At 65.9% G+C, this 13,496-nt stretch carries 13 protein-coding genes; 3 read left to right on the plus strand and 10 right to left on the minus strand.

Features of this window, described 5'->3' with window-relative positions:
* Both ACLRDN_RS04535 and ACLRDN_RS04540 read left to right on the plus strand, forming a co-directional pair.
* Nucleotides 1-984, plus strand: a complete 984-nt coding sequence (locus tag ACLRDN_RS04535; protein WP_413459146.1) for a fumarylacetoacetate hydrolase family protein — start codon at nucleotides 1-3, stop codon at nucleotides 982-984.
* Complete coding sequence (locus ACLRDN_RS04540; RefSeq protein WP_413459147.1) at nucleotides 981-1,979, plus strand: NAD-dependent epimerase/dehydratase family protein; 999 nt, start codon at nucleotides 981-983, stop codon at nucleotides 1,977-1,979. The genes ACLRDN_RS04535 and ACLRDN_RS04540 overlap by 4 nt, the downstream gene beginning before the upstream one ends.
* On the opposite strand, the gene ACLRDN_RS04545 is transcribed toward ACLRDN_RS04540, so the two are convergent.
* The 5 genes from ACLRDN_RS04545 to map all read right to left on the minus strand — a co-directional run bounded on the left by ACLRDN_RS04545 (nucleotide 1,946) and on the right by map (nucleotide 6,599).
* Nucleotides 1,946-3,439 (minus strand): EAL domain-containing protein, encoded by a 1,494-nt coding sequence (locus ACLRDN_RS04545; RefSeq protein WP_413459148.1) that lies wholly within the window; start codon nucleotides 3,437-3,439, stop codon nucleotides 1,946-1,948. The genes ACLRDN_RS04540 and ACLRDN_RS04545 overlap by 34 nt on opposite strands.
* A gap of 295 nt (nucleotides 3,440-3,734) precedes the next feature.
* Nucleotides 3,735-4,442, minus strand: a complete 708-nt coding sequence (locus ACLRDN_RS04550) for an anti-sigma factor domain-containing protein (RefSeq protein ID WP_413459149.1) — start codon at nucleotides 4,440-4,442, stop codon at nucleotides 3,735-3,737.
* The gene (locus ACLRDN_RS04555) at nucleotides 4,439-4,987 is read right to left on the minus strand and encodes a sigma-70 family RNA polymerase sigma factor (protein WP_413459150.1); all 549 of its coding nucleotides are present in this window, start codon (nucleotides 4,985-4,987) and stop codon (nucleotides 4,439-4,441) included. The genes ACLRDN_RS04550 and ACLRDN_RS04555 overlap by 4 nt, the downstream gene beginning before the upstream one ends.
* 89 nt (nucleotides 4,988-5,076) lie before the next feature.
* Nucleotides 5,077-5,637, minus strand: a complete 561-nt coding sequence (locus tag ACLRDN_RS04560) for a DUF3455 domain-containing protein (RefSeq protein WP_413459151.1) — start codon at nucleotides 5,635-5,637, stop codon at nucleotides 5,077-5,079.
* A gap of 164 nt (nucleotides 5,638-5,801) precedes the next feature.
* Nucleotides 5,802-6,599: a type I methionyl aminopeptidase gene (map, locus tag ACLRDN_RS04565; protein WP_413459152.1), complete on the minus strand. Its 798-nt coding sequence runs from the start codon at nucleotides 6,597-6,599 to the stop codon at nucleotides 5,802-5,804.
* A gap of 236 nt (nucleotides 6,600-6,835) precedes the next feature.
* Between map and ACLRDN_RS04570 the strand changes: the two genes are divergently transcribed.
* The gene (locus tag ACLRDN_RS04570; protein WP_413459153.1) at nucleotides 6,836-7,747 is read left to right on the plus strand and encodes a LysR family transcriptional regulator; all 912 of its coding nucleotides are present in this window, start codon (nucleotides 6,836-6,838) and stop codon (nucleotides 7,745-7,747) included.
* 1 nt (nucleotide 7,748) lies between these two features.
* Here the strand turns inward: ACLRDN_RS04570 and ACLRDN_RS04575 are convergent, their stop codons facing one another.
* From ACLRDN_RS04575 to ACLRDN_RS04595, 5 genes are all read right to left on the minus strand, one after another.
* Complete coding sequence (locus tag ACLRDN_RS04575) at nucleotides 7,749-9,032, minus strand: glycosyltransferase (RefSeq protein ID WP_413459154.1); 1,284 nt, start codon at nucleotides 9,030-9,032, stop codon at nucleotides 7,749-7,751.
* A 77-nt stretch (nucleotides 9,033-9,109) separates the two neighbouring features.
* On the minus strand, nucleotides 9,110-10,282 hold the full coding sequence (locus ACLRDN_RS04580; RefSeq protein ID WP_413459155.1) for an MFS transporter: 1,173 nt from the start codon (nucleotides 10,280-10,282) through the stop codon (nucleotides 9,110-9,112).
* 319 nt (nucleotides 10,283-10,601) lie between these two features.
* Entirely contained in the window at nucleotides 10,602-11,750 is a 1,149-nt protein-coding gene (gene dgoD, locus ACLRDN_RS04585; protein ID WP_039789119.1) for a galactonate dehydratase, read from the minus strand.
* Between the two features lie 88 nt (nucleotides 11,751-11,838).
* Entirely contained in the window at nucleotides 11,839-12,477 is a 639-nt protein-coding gene (locus ACLRDN_RS04590) for a 2-dehydro-3-deoxy-6-phosphogalactonate aldolase (protein ID WP_413459156.1), read from the minus strand.
* Between the two features lie 50 nt (nucleotides 12,478-12,527).
* Complete coding sequence (locus tag ACLRDN_RS04595) at nucleotides 12,528-13,487, minus strand: 2-dehydro-3-deoxygalactonokinase (RefSeq protein WP_413460344.1); 960 nt, start codon at nucleotides 13,485-13,487, stop codon at nucleotides 12,528-12,530.
* Nucleotides 13,488-13,496: the final 9 nt, after the last annotated feature.

The raw sequence follows: 13,496 nt of genomic DNA on the forward strand, positions 1-13,496 counted from the left end.
ATGAAGTTCGCCACCCTGCGCGACGGCACGCCTGATGGCGCGCTGGTGCTGGTCGCGCGCGATGCCGCGACCGCCTTGCCGGTGCCGCAGATCGCGCCCACCCTGATCGATGCGCTGGCGTGCTGGGACGAGGTCCAGCCCGCCCTGGCCGAGCGTTACCAGGCCCTCAATGAAGGTCGGGCCGATGGCGCCATCGCCTTCGATGCGCGGCTGTGCATGGCACCGCTGCCGCGCGCACCGCAATGGCTGGACGCGTCGGCCTTCCTCAATCACGGGCGCCTGATGGAAGAAGCCTTCAAGACACCGCCGATTCCGTATTTCGATACCGTGCCCGTGATGTACCAGGGGGCCAGCGATGATTTCCTCGGGCCGCAGCAGGACGTGCCGCTGCGGTCGGAAGCCGAAGGCATCGACTTCGAAGGCGAGTTCGGTGTGGTGGTCGGGCCGGTCGCCATGGGCGCGACACCGGACGAAGCCCTGCAGGCCGTGCGCCTGGTGGTGCAGCTCAATGACTGGAGCCTGCGCGCACTGGGCCCGCATGAGATGAAGACCGGTTTCGGCTTCCTGCAGGCCAAGCCCTCGACGGCTTTTGCCCCGATTGCGGTCACGCCCGATGAATTGGGCAAGGCCTGGCGCGATGGCCGTGTGAACATGCACCTGCATGTGCAATGGAACGGCGCGCGCTTTGGCGAACCGCACGGTGGCGAAATGAATTTTTCCTTCGGCCAGTTGATCGCCCATGCCGCGCATAGCCGCCGTCTCACGGCGGGTTGCATCATTGGCTCGGGCACGGTCTCCAATGTGGCGCGCGCGGCAGGTTCGGCCTGCATCGCCGAGCGGCGCGTGATCGAGAAGATCGATCACGGCGAGATCCGTACAGGCTTCATGCATTTTGGTGACGAGGTGCGCATGCAGGCACATTACGAGGATGGCAGTGCCGGTCCCTTCGGCATCGTGCAGCAGCGCGTGGTGCGAGCAGCATGAAGGTCCTGGTCACCGGCGCGGGCGGCTTCATCGGCGCGACTCTGCTGCAGTTGCTGCAGCAAGCGGGGCAGGTCGGCCAACAGCGTATTACGCGGCTGGCGGCGATGGACCGCAAGTTGCCCTCGCTACCCGCGTCCGTCGAATGCATCGAGGGCGAATTGCAGGATGCGCAGGTGCAGTCGCGGCTGGCGCAGTTCGGTGCCGACCTGTGCTTTCACCTGGCAGCGGTGCCGGGCGGTGCGGCCGAAGCCGATCCGGCCTTGAGCCGCCGTGTCAATCTGGACGCCACGCTGGATCTGTTCAACTTGCTGGCTCAAGGCAGGGCAACGGGCAGTGCGCCGCCGGTGGTGGTGTATGCCAGCACCATCGCGGTATATGGCACGCCCCTGCCGGACCCGGTCACCCCGGGCACGCCCACGCGGCCGGCGCTGATCTATGGCGCACACAAGCGGGCTTGCGAAATCCTGCTGGCCGATGCCACACGCCGTGGTGTGCTGGATGGTCGTTCGCTGCGGCTGCCGGGCATCGTGGCGCGTCCGCGTGCTGTCTCGGGCTTGGTCTCGGCCTTCATGAGCGAGCTGTTGCATGCGCTGGCGGCGGGCGAGCCCGTGACGCTGCCGGTGGGGCCACAGGCCACTGCATGGTGGATGTCGGCACAACGCTGTGCGCAGAACCTGCTGCATGCGGCGACCATGGATCCGATTCTGGATACGGAGGGCCACATGGAACGCACCTGGGCCTTGCCGGTGTTGCGGCTGTCCATGCAGGAAGTGGTCGAAACGCTTTCGGCCGTGGTTGGCGTGGATGGACATGCGCTGGTGCGCTATGCCCCGCAGGAGCCGGTGGAGGCGGTGTTTGGCCGCTATCCTGTGCTCGATGACCAGATCGCGCGCCGGCTTGGCTTGCGTGATGATGGTACGGCGGCGGAGTTGGTGCAGAGGGCGTTGGCACCCTATGCCATTCAGGCCGCCAACCCGAACTCCTCCAGCGTATAAGGCTGTCGCTGCTGCAGCACCTCGCTCAATTCCATCGCCTTGCTGAACAGCCAGCCCTGCGCATGAATCTGCGGCGCAATGCTGCGAATGAGCTGCAATTGCTCTTCCGTCTCGATGCCCTCGATGACCACCTTCAGCTCCAGTTCAGCGGCCAGGCGCAGCAGGTTGGGGACCACCGAGCGCAGCGGTGAGCCGGTGCTCAGGGCATTGGTAAAGAGCCGGTCGATCTTGATGCCGTCGAACTGCGCATAGGACAGATGCGACAGATTGGCACTGCCGGTGCCGAAGTCATCGATCCAGATCGCAAAGCCCGCCTGGCGCAACAGCTCGATGTTCTGCGTGAAGGTGGCCGAACGGATGTCAGCACGCTCGGTGACTTCCAGATGCAATTGCGGACGCAGGCCCGGCGTGGTCGCCGTCAGTTCGAGCGCGAACTCGATGAAGTCCGCATCCTCGATGTCGGCCACCTCGGTATTGACCGCCAGCATCAACGCCGGATCAGCCTGCAGCAGATCCTGCATCTCGCGTAGCGCCCGCGCCAGCACCACCTTGGCCAGCGCGGTGCTGAGCCGGTTCTGCGCGGCCAGCGGCACGAAGATGTCCGGGCCGATCTCGGGCTCGTCGGCCGGGCGCCAGCGCGCCAGCGCTTCGTAACCCTTCAGGCTCAGGTCGCGCACGCAGACGATGGGCTGGTACAGCAGCACGATCTCGTCATTGGCAATCCCCTCGCGCAGCTTCTCCAGCACACCCTGGTTGCGGCGCAGGCGCAGATACAGCAGGTAAGCCAGCACTCCCAGTAAAGAGCTGCCCGCCAGCAGCGCCAGGAAACTCAAGGGATGGGCCAGCGCAAACCAGTGCAGGCGCGCCGTGGCATGCGCGCAAAGCCCCATGTCGCGGCTGCATTCGGTGATGTCGATGCCGGGCAGCAGTTCGATGGCGCCCGAGGGGTTGTAGCGCAGGCCAGCGCGCTCGGCATAGGTATGCGTGCCGGTGCCGTTGGTGATGCGCAAAGACACATCCTGGTAGAACCGGTTGAGATCGAAGGTCGATGGCGAGGCAATGGCCAGGCTGTGATTGAGCGAAACCAGGTTGCTCTGGTAATGCGTCTGGAAGACTTCCTGGTGGCTCCACACGCTGAATCCGCCGCGCGGCCGGTAATGCGGTTCAGGCAGGCGGGTCACCTTCTCCAGTTTGCCCCACAGCGCCGTACAGCGCACCACGCCTTGGTCGATGCGGCCCAGGTCGGCCACATAGCTGTTGGCATAGGTGATGTTGCGCAAGAGGGTGAGATCGCCCTCGGAGCAGGCCTCGAAGGGACTGGCTTCGGCCCGGCGCAGCGCATCGGCGGTCGCACGGCCGGCATCTTCCGCGCGCTGCAGCGCCTGCATCGACGAGGCGTCGATGTGACGAATCTCCGCCACGCTCAGCGCGAGCTGGGCCAGGATGACTCCTCCCGCCATGCTGCTGCAGGCCCAGAGAAAGATTTTCCAGGAGGAAACGCGCCGGAAGACTTTGCGGTTCATTGCTCAAAAAGAAATTATTTCGAGCAAGCTTAATTTAAAACCGAGTTTCCTTATTTGGTTTTTTTCGTTGCCGGTTGTTTTGCGTCGTGTTTTGCGGCGATTTCCCAGCGCGCGATAGAACCACTCCAGGCCAGTGATGCGCGCCATCCACGAATCTCGCCAGTCCTCGCCGGTCCTCCCGTGTCCTCTCTTTCGCCCGCAATGGCGCATGGCATGCGCCATTGCGCCGGGATCAGGACGTGACCTTGACCGCGCGTCCGATGTAGAGGATGGGGCCGGTCGGACGGCCCGTGGGCGAGCCCGTGCCCGGTTCCAGCGTGATTTCGAAGAGCTGGTCCGGCTGCAGCGGCGGCAGCTTGTCCAGCGCCACTTCCTGGGACTTGCCGGGCTTGACGATGCCCAGCGAGACCGGGCCGCTCCAGTTGGCGCCCTTGGTCCAGAATTGCAGCGCCTTCTCCTGCGGCACGGTGGCCACGCCCAGCGGAATCAGGTTGAGGCGGCCGCTGCCACCGGTCTGCACCACCCAGCCGGGCGCCTTGTCCTGCGGGGCGACCAGCACCACCATGTAGGCCGGCGCGCGGGCCGGCGGCTCGGCGCGCAGCATGAGCACGGCCAGCAGCACCGAGCAGGCCAGCGCCGCGCCGGTACTCCAGCGCCAGAATTGCACGCTCTCCCACCACGCACGCCAGCCGCCACGCTGACGTACCGGGGCCGGCATGGGCAGGCTGCGTTCGATGCGTTGCCACAGGCTGGCCGACGGCTGCACCGGTTCGGCCAGCGCGGTCAGGGGATGCAGCTTGGCTTCCCATTCATCGACGGCGGCGCGCAGGGCAGCGTCCGTGGGCAGGCGCCGCTCCACCTCCTGGCGCTGCGCGTGCGGCAAGGTACCCAGCACATACTGGGCGGCCAGCCATTGCAGTTCATCCTGTGATGCGTTCATCCGATACACTCCCGCAGCGCGGCGAGGCCGCGCTTGATCCATGCCTTCACCGATCCCAGCGGGGCCTTGAGGCGTTCGGCGATTTCGCCATGGGTACAGCCATCGACATAGGCGTAGACGATGCTGGCGCGCTTGGCATCGCTCAACTGGCCCAGGCACTCGTCCAGCCGGCCGAGGTCGGCCTGCCACTCGGGCGCTTCAACGGCGGGCTCGGCGCGATCGGCCAGTTCTTCCAGGTCGTCGCCGGCGGCGACTTCGTGCTGCATGGCGCGGATGCGATTGAGGGCCGTGTGGCGCACTATCGTATAGATCCACCCGCGTGCGGCACCGCGCGCCGGGTCAAAGCTGGCGGCGCGGTTCCAGAGGTTGAGGAAGGCGTCATGCAGGACGTCCTCGGCCAGCGCGCGATCACGCACGATGCGCAAGGCCACTCCCAGCAGATAGCGCCCCTCGTGCTCGTAGAGCGCCTGCAATGCACGGCGCTCGCCGCGCGCGCAGGCGAGCAAGGCAGCTTCATGATCGAAGGAGGCGGGGACGTCAGTCACGCGAAAGCAGGCTCCGGGCGAGGATTGCCCGGCCGGAACGTCCGGCCGGGGTGTACAGGCCCTGGATTATAGCGAGGGATGGCCCCCCATCAGGACGCTTTCCAGAAAATATAGTCGGCCTGGTAGCCCACCTTCTGCTTGGCGCCTGCGGTGCCCATGTCGCAGCGATCCGCCGGGGCCACGCCGCCCTTGGTGGCCACGCGCTGGATATAGGTCGTCTGCGTCATGGCGCCCATGCCGGTGGCCGGATTGGCCTTGACCAGCTGATGCGGGATGTTGCCGGTGCCGGCCGGTGCCACGGCGAGCTGGGCACCGGTCACCTTGGAGCCGTCGCTGCTCTCCCAGGTGGCCGGCGGGCCGTAGTAGCGGCCGACCTGCATGCCGCTGCGGTCCTTGAGCACGGCATCCGGGCCGACGAAGGTCCACTCGAACTGGCCCGGCATGTCCTTCTTGGCGCGGCATTCATAGAGGATCTCGCCCACGCCCACGGTCTGCAGCACGACCTTGTTGCCGGCCGGGACCTTGACGGCGTCCGGCAGGCTGTCCTGCGAATACATGGCCGACATGGGCGCGCAGGCCGCCAGCGTGAGGGCCGCGGCCAGGGGCAGGGCGATACGGAGGGAACGGGAAGACAGGATGGCAGTTTGCATGATGGGCTCCTTGTTTCTTGAAAGGGATGGTGTCTCGTGCAGCCCGCCGCCGCATGTGCGACAACGGGGCTGACATGAGGTACTACCCGCGAGGAGCCGATCTGGATGCAGTGATCTGAAAATTTTTTTTCCGGCCCGCAAACGCGCATCGGGCCGGCAGTGTTTCAGTTGCGGGTGGCGATGGAAGGATAGTCGCCAAAGCCTTCCGGCCAGGGCGTGAGGATTTCATAGCCCTTGGCGGTGACCACCACCATGTGTTCCCACTGGGCCGACAGCGAGCCGTCGGCGGTCAGCACGGTCCAGCCGTCGTCGAGCTGGCGGGTGTGGCGCTTGCCGGCGTTCAACATCGGTTCGATGGTGAAGATCATGCCTTCCTTGAGCGGCAGGCCGCTGTTGCGCTGGCCGTAGTGCAGCACCTGCGGTTCATCGTGATAGATGGTGCCGATGCCGTGGCCGCAGTATTCACGCACCACCGAGAAGCCGTCGCGCTGGGCCACGCTCTGGATGGCGTGGCCGACGTCGCCCAGGGTCGCGCCCGGGCGCACCGCGCGGATGCCCGCGCACATGGCCTCGTAGGTGGTGTTGACCAGCTTGCGCGCGGTGGCATTGGGGGAGCCCACGAAGTACATGCGGCTGCAGTCGCCGTACCAGCCATCCTTGATGACGGCCACGTCGATGTTGATGATGTCGCCATCCTTGAGCACCTGGCCGCCAGGGATGCCGTGGCAGATCACGTCGTTGACGGAACTGCAGATGGTCTTGGGGAAGCCGTGGTACCCGATGTTGGCCGGGGTGGCCTGCTGTACCTTGACGATGTGGTCATGGCAGATGCGGTCCAGTTCGTCGGTGGTGACGCCAGCCTTGACGTGCTCGGCCACGATGTGCAGCACTTCGGCCGCCAGTTGCCCGGCCACGCGGGCCTGGGCGATTTCTGCGGCGTTGCGCAGCTTCACTTTTCTCATGCTTGTCTGTTCGGTGGGTGCCGCGCGGTGCGCAGCGGTCGTTCGGGCGACTATTTTAGCCGGGCTGGCAGGCGGATGCCGCATCGTTGCCCGGTAATGGCGATTTTTCGAGGAAGGCCGCAGACTTTTTTCCACAGCCGTGCGGGCGCGCACTTGTCAGTAAAATTGATGCCAACGGCATGATTCATTCATGGCATCGATCAATCCTAGCGCATCACCCACCCCACACGGACCCTATGGAACTGAGGCAATTGCGCCAATTCATCGCGCTGGCAGAAGAAAAAAGTTTTACCCGGGCCGCCACGCGCTGCCATGTGGTGCAATCGGCACTGTCCTCCTCGATCCGCCTGCTGGAAGAAGAACTGGCAGCCCCCTTGTTCGTGCGCACCACGCGCCGGGTGGAGCTCACGGCGGCCGGCGAGGCGTTCCTGGAGAGTGCCCGCCGATCACTGGCGGCGCTGGAGCAGGGGGCCACCGACGTGGCCGACGTCAATGCCATGCGGCGCGGCCGGCTGTCCATCGGCACGGTGCAGAGCCTGCCCTCCTTCGTTGATTTGCCGGCGCTGCTGGCGCGGTTCCACCGCCGCCATCCGGCGGTGGAGGTGCGGCTGTGCCAGGGGGCGGCGGGCGAGCTGAACGAAAAGATCGATGCCCGCCAGCTGGACCTGGCCATCCTGCCCATCGAAGAAAGCGGGGAGGGTTTGCAGCAACACATCATCGCCTGCGACGAACTGGTGCTGGCCTGCCACCCCAGCCATCGCCTGGGCAAGGCGCGCTCGGTGACGCTGGAGCAACTGGCCGGCGAGGGCTTCGTCGATTTCGAAACCGGTCTGGGTACGCGTGCCCTGGTGGACCGCGGCTTTGCAGAAGCCGGCTTGCGGCGTCGTGTGGCCTTCGAGGTCAGTGACCTGGTGACCTTGCTGGACCTGGTCGGGCATGGACTGGGCGTGGCGCTGTTGCCGCGCGACCTGGTCCATGCACGGCGTGGCAAGCTGGCCAGCGTCAAGCTGCGCGGGGTGGAGCTGTGCTGGGAGCTGGTGGTCACGCACAAGGCCGCGGCCCGCAATGGCGTGCTGGTGCTCGATGCGGCGCCGGCGGCGTTTCTGGAGTTGTTGATGGAGCAGGCGCGGGCGCAGGAATCGGCCTGAATCAGCCACCGGGCAGGAGCGCCTGCTCCGCCAGCGCAACTACATTATCTTCCGGCGAATTGGCCTGCATTGAGCGGGCGATGCGCTGGCAGGCCTGCGCCACTTCCGGCGCCTGCAGCAGCGGCTTGAGCTTGTGCTGCAAGCGTCTGGCCGTCATCTCCCGGGCAGGCAGGACATCACCCGTTCCCAGCCGCTGTACCCGATATCCATTGTCGAACTGATCGTAGGCAAACGGCACCACCAATTGCGGCACGCCTGCCCGCAAGGCAGCAGCGGTGGTGCCGATGCCGCCGTGATGGACGATGGCGGCCACCTCCGGCAACAGGGCATCGAAGCTCACATAGGACTGCCACAGCACGCCCTCGGGCAACACGGCCGGCACTTGTTCACGATGCCGGGTCACCAGCAGTGTGCGGCGGCCCAGTGCTTGTGCGGCCTCTACGGCGCCGGCAAAAAACTGCGCTGCATGCTGATGGCCGGAGCCTGGCGTAAAGACGATGGGTGCCGCGCCAGCGTCGAGAAACTGCCGCAGGGCGGGTGTCCAGTCCGAGGGCGAGGTCATCGGAGGCGGCGGAAATTGTCCGCTCAGGAAAGGCTGTGGCCAGTCCGGCTGGACCGCGCCGAACCAGTCCGGAAACAGTCCCAACGACGCATCCGGTGCCTGCATCACGTGCGCAAAGAAATGCGCCACCGGCGGCAGTGCCTTGTTGGCCCGTGCGGCATTGAGCGCCGGCAGGCTGGGCGGATCGATCATCCAGCGGTGTGCCAGTGACCACAAGGTCTTGCGCCAGGACAGCGGCACCCAGCCAGGGATGCGCAGCGATCCCATGGCCAGCAGGTCGTGGCTGCTGCACAGGTTGGAAGGGGCGAGATAGGTGGCGACGATGCGCAGTCCGGGGCGCGCGGCACGCGCGATGTCAGCCGCCGGCACCAGCAAGGGATGGCTGAGGATGACGCACTCTTCATCGGTGGGCAATTGAGCGACCAGCTGGTGCAGGCAATCGATATAAGGGGCGGCGGCGCGGCAGATGACCTGCCAGCCCTGGCGCTCATCCCACAGGTCCGGATTGGCCAGCACGGCCTGGAATTCTTCCACGCTGCCCAAGGGATGGCAGGACAGTCCCGCGTTCTCGAACAAGCCCGCATGAAATCGCGGCACCACCATCAGCACACGATGCCCGCGCGCCTGCAGCCCCTGGCCCAGCGCGAGGAAGGGCAGCATGTCGCCAGTGGTGCCGGTGGTGGCGAGGATCAACAGGGGAGCACGGCGGGCAGCTGCTGGCATGGGGTGGTTTGGGGGCGAAATGAAGAAGGCTGCAGGGTGCGCGCCACTGTAGCCGATTTCGGTCGCCCTCGCCGTGGTCAGATGAAGCGTTTGACCGCCCGTGGCCCGAACAGCGCCACCACCATCATCACCAGCGCCACCCCCACGAAGCTCACCCGCAGCCCCAGGTGCTCGGCCACACCCCCGATGCACACCGGCCCCAGCAGCATGCCGACATAGGCGAAGCGTGCCACGGCGGCGATGCTCTCGGCGGCCGGCATGCCCGGCACGCGCGCGGCGGCCAGGAAAAAGATCGGCATCAGGTTGGCAATGCCCAGCCCGGCCAGCAGCAGGCCGGCCATGGTCGCCAGGGGTGTGGGCAAGGCCGCCGCCAAGGCGATGCCGGCCGCCCCCGCCACCCCGCTCCAGAGCAGCGTGCGCAGGCCACCGATGTGTGCACGGATGCGGTCGCCCGTCAGTCGCCCGGCCGCCATGCCGGTAGAAAACGCGGCGTAGCTGTAGCTGACCCAGGCGGCGGGCGACTGGGCGATGTCGCGCATGTACACCGCGGCCCAGTCATACATGCCGCCTTCGCACATGAGCGCCAGGAAGGAGATCACGCCCAGCATCAGCACCATGCGGCGGGCGGATTTGCCAGCGCCGGGTGTGCTGGCAGCGTCATCATGGGCATCGTCGGGCAAGGCGAAGGGGCCGATGGACAAGGCCACCGACAGCGTCACCACCGCCACCAGCGCGGCGTGCGCCAGGGGCGACAGGCCGGGCAGGGCGCCCAGCGCCGAGCCGGCAATGCCGCCGATGCTGAACATGGCATGCAGGGTGGACATGATGGGCCGGCTGCGGCCGTTTTCCACCAGCGCGGCCTGGACCGACATGGCCACGTCGAAGGCGGCCATGGCGCTGCCGAACACCAGCAGCAGCGCTACCAGCATCCAGAACTGCGGTGCCAGCGGGATCAGCAGCAGCGTGGCCTCATAGAGCATGCCGGCCTGGCGCAAGGCGCGCGCGCTGCCCACGCGCGCGATCCATTTGCCGGACTGTCCCATGGTCAGCAGGGCGCCGCCGGCCACGGCCAGCATGGCCAGCGACAGCACCGCATCGGACAGGGCGAAGCGATCCTTCACCGAGGGAATCAGGATGCCCCAGGTGGCGAAGGTGGCCCCGTTGACGAAGAACTGCGCCATGGTGGCACGGGTGGCGTTGCGGATGCGGTGCGGGTGGGAAGCGGTGACGGATGAGCTGCCTGAATGCATGGAGAGGCCGGGCGAAAGTCAAAGATCGTCACTTTGCCAGTTTTTGATTCATTCGTTAAATGGATTATTCAGATCAGCTTGATCGATTCAACAGATGAATGTGGCTGCTCTCGCCGCAGGGCAGTGGGGCGTACCACTCTGGATTTCACTGAAAAGGGCATTCTCAGCGTTTGCTGAAACCCCTCATTTTGGTGAAATGTCGTCCCGCATTCTTGTCGGAAACAAGCCGTGTTCCGGCCGTTAACCATGAAAAAAACCCGGCCAGCTTGCGCCGGACCGGGTTGAGGGACTACCGAGGAGGAGGTTTCGGCTTATCGCTTTACCATTCGGCAAAGCTGCCATCCTTGTGGCGCCAGATCGGGTTGCGCCAGCGGTGGCCGACTTCGGCGCGCTGACGGACATACTCTTCGTTGATCTCGACGCCCAGGCCAGGGCCTTGCGGGATCTTGACGTAGCCGTCTTCATACGCGAACACGTTCTTGTCGCGGATGTAGTCCAGCAGGTCATTGCTTTCGTTGTAATGAATGCCCAGGCTCTGCTCCTGGATGAAGGCGTTGTAGCTGCCGGCATCGACCTGCAGGCAGGAGGCCAGCGCGATCGGGCCCAGCGGGCAGTGCAGCGCCAGCGCCACGTCGTAGGCTTCGGCCATCATGGCGATCTTGCGGGTCTCGGTGATGCCGCCGGCGTGCGAGACGTCCGGCTGGATGATGTCCACATAGCCCTCGGAGAGGATGCGCTTGAAGTCCCAGCGCGAATACAGGCGCTCGCCCAGGGCGATCGGGGTCGAGGTCAGGTGGGCGATTTCCTTGAGGGCTTCCGAGTTTTCCGACAGCACCGGCTCTTCGATGAACATCAGCTTGTACGGCTCCAGTTCCTTGATCAGGACCTTGGCCATGGGCTTGTGCACGCGGCCGTGGAAGTCCACGCCGATGCCCACGTTCGGGCCCACGGCTTCACGCACGGCTTGCACGTTGGCCAGGGTCAGTTCGATCTTGTCGTGGCTGTCGATGAATTGCAGTTCTTCGGTGCCGTTCATCTTCACGGCAGTAAAGCCACGGGCCACGGCATTCTTGGCCGCCGCTGCGGTGTCGGCCGGACGGTCGCCGCCGATCCACGAATAGACGCGAATCGAGTTGCGCACCGCGCCACCGAGCAGCTGGTGCACCGGCACGCCCAGGGCCTTGCCCTTGATGTCCCACAGGGCCTGGTCGATGCCGGCCAGGGCGCTCATGTGGATGGCGCCGCCACGGTAGAAGCCGCCGCGATAGAGCACGGTCCAGTGATCTTCGATGTTGCGCGGATCCTTGCCGACCAGATAGTCGGCCAGCTCGTCCACGGCCGCCGCGACGGTATGCGCGCGGCCTTCCACGATGGGCTCACCCCAGCCGACGATGCCTTCGTCGGTCTCGATCTTGAGGAAGCACCAGCGCGGGGGCACGATGAAGGTGGAGATCTTGGTGATTTTCATTGTTCGGTCCGGTTATGCGTTTAATCTGTTCTGTAGATGAATGATCGCTATGCGATCGGTGACAACGATGAATCGGGTGTGCGGGAAATCAGCCCAGCGCCTTCCAGGCCGCCACGAAGGCGTCTGCACGCTGGCGCACCGCATCGGCCGACAGGCCCGGCGCGTACAGCGCCGACCCCAGGCCGAAGCCGGAGGCACCGGCTGCACGGAAGACGGCCATGCCTTCCGGCGTGATACCGCCGACCGGCAGCAGGGCGATGTCGCGGGCGATCACGGCACGCCAGGCCTTGACCACCTGCGGGCCCAGCTGTTCGGCCGGGAACATTTTGAGTACGTCGGCGCCGTTCTCCAGCGCCGCAAAGGCTTCGGTCACGGTGGCCACGCCCGGTGCGCTGTAGAGGCCCGCATCGCGCGCGGCACGAATCACGGCGCCATCGCTGTGGGGCATGACGATCAGTTCGCCACCGGCATTCTTGACGTCTTGCACCAGGGCAGGCTTCAGGACCGTGCCGGCACCGACGATGCAGTCCGCCGGCAGGCTCTTGCGCAGGATGCTGATGCTGGCCAGCGGTTCGGGCGAATTGAGGGGGACTTCGATGATGCGAAAGCCGCTTTCATAGAGGGCCGCGCCGATGGCTTGGGCCTCGTCGTTGCGCACGCCGCGCAGGATGGCGATCATGCCGGTGCTGCGCAGGGCGTCGTGGAATCGTTGGGCTTGGGTGGTCATGGTATTTTCCGTGGTGCGTGTTGCGTATTGCGTTTGTTCGTTGGGGTGGATCAGGCCAGCAGGCCAGCGTGCTGCGCCAGGATCCACAAGCCCGCCTCGGTGGCGCCCTCGGCCTCGGCGGCCGGGCCCAGTCCGTACAGGTCCAGCGCCAGCCGGTAGCGGCGGCACAGGCCGGCGTCGCCGATGAGGACGATGCCGGGCGTGGTGGGATAGAGTTTCTTCAGGGCGGCGATCTCGTGCCCGATCAACAGGCCCGAGAGATAGTCCGGCTGGGCGTCAGCGGCCAGTTCGCCGGTCAGGCCCAGGGTGCGGCTGCTGAAGATGTTGGAGAGCACGCCGGTCTGGCCCTGCGCACTCTTTGCCACGCCCGCGCCGCGCAGGAAGGCGGCGTCATCGGCCACCTCCGGTTTTTGCATGGTGCGGCCCAGGATGGTGTGGCCGCACAGGGCGCCATAGACTTCACCGGTCATGAAGGTATCGAAATGTTCGATGCGTCCTTCGACCACGCGCACCCACTTGGAATGCGTACCCGGCAGGCCGATCAGCAGCTCGCGCTCGCTGCGGGTCTGCAGGGCGCCGATGACCTGGGTCTCTTCGCCGCGCATCACATTGGGCAGGGCACCGGCTTCCAGCAGGCCGGGCACGATCCACAGCGCACGGCCCAGGCCGGTATCGACTTCGGTCAGCTGGCTGCCGATCAGGGCGGGGGCCAGCGGCACGTTGAGGTAGGCGGCTTCACGCCAGCCCTGCTTGCTGCCGACCATGCCGGCTGCGATCAGGGGCGCGGCCGGTGCGGCCTTGAGCCAGTCGCCGCAGGCCGCTTCCAGTGCAGCGCGGTAGGGGGCGTGGGCATCCTCGCCATGGCCCACGGCCGGCAGGTTCATGATGCCCCAGGGATGGGCGCGGCGCTCCACCACCTGGCCGCGGCCATCGAAGCGATAGCAGCGCAGCGAGGAGGTCCCCCAGTCGAGGGCGATCAGGGCGCAGTCTTGATTCTGTTCTTGAGTCATCGTCATGGG

The sequence above is a fragment of the Herbaspirillum huttiense genome (assembly GCF_047300815.1).
In the GTDB taxonomy this organism is placed as follows: domain Bacteria; phylum Pseudomonadota; class Gammaproteobacteria; order Burkholderiales; family Burkholderiaceae_D; genus Herbaspirillum; species Herbaspirillum huttiense_A.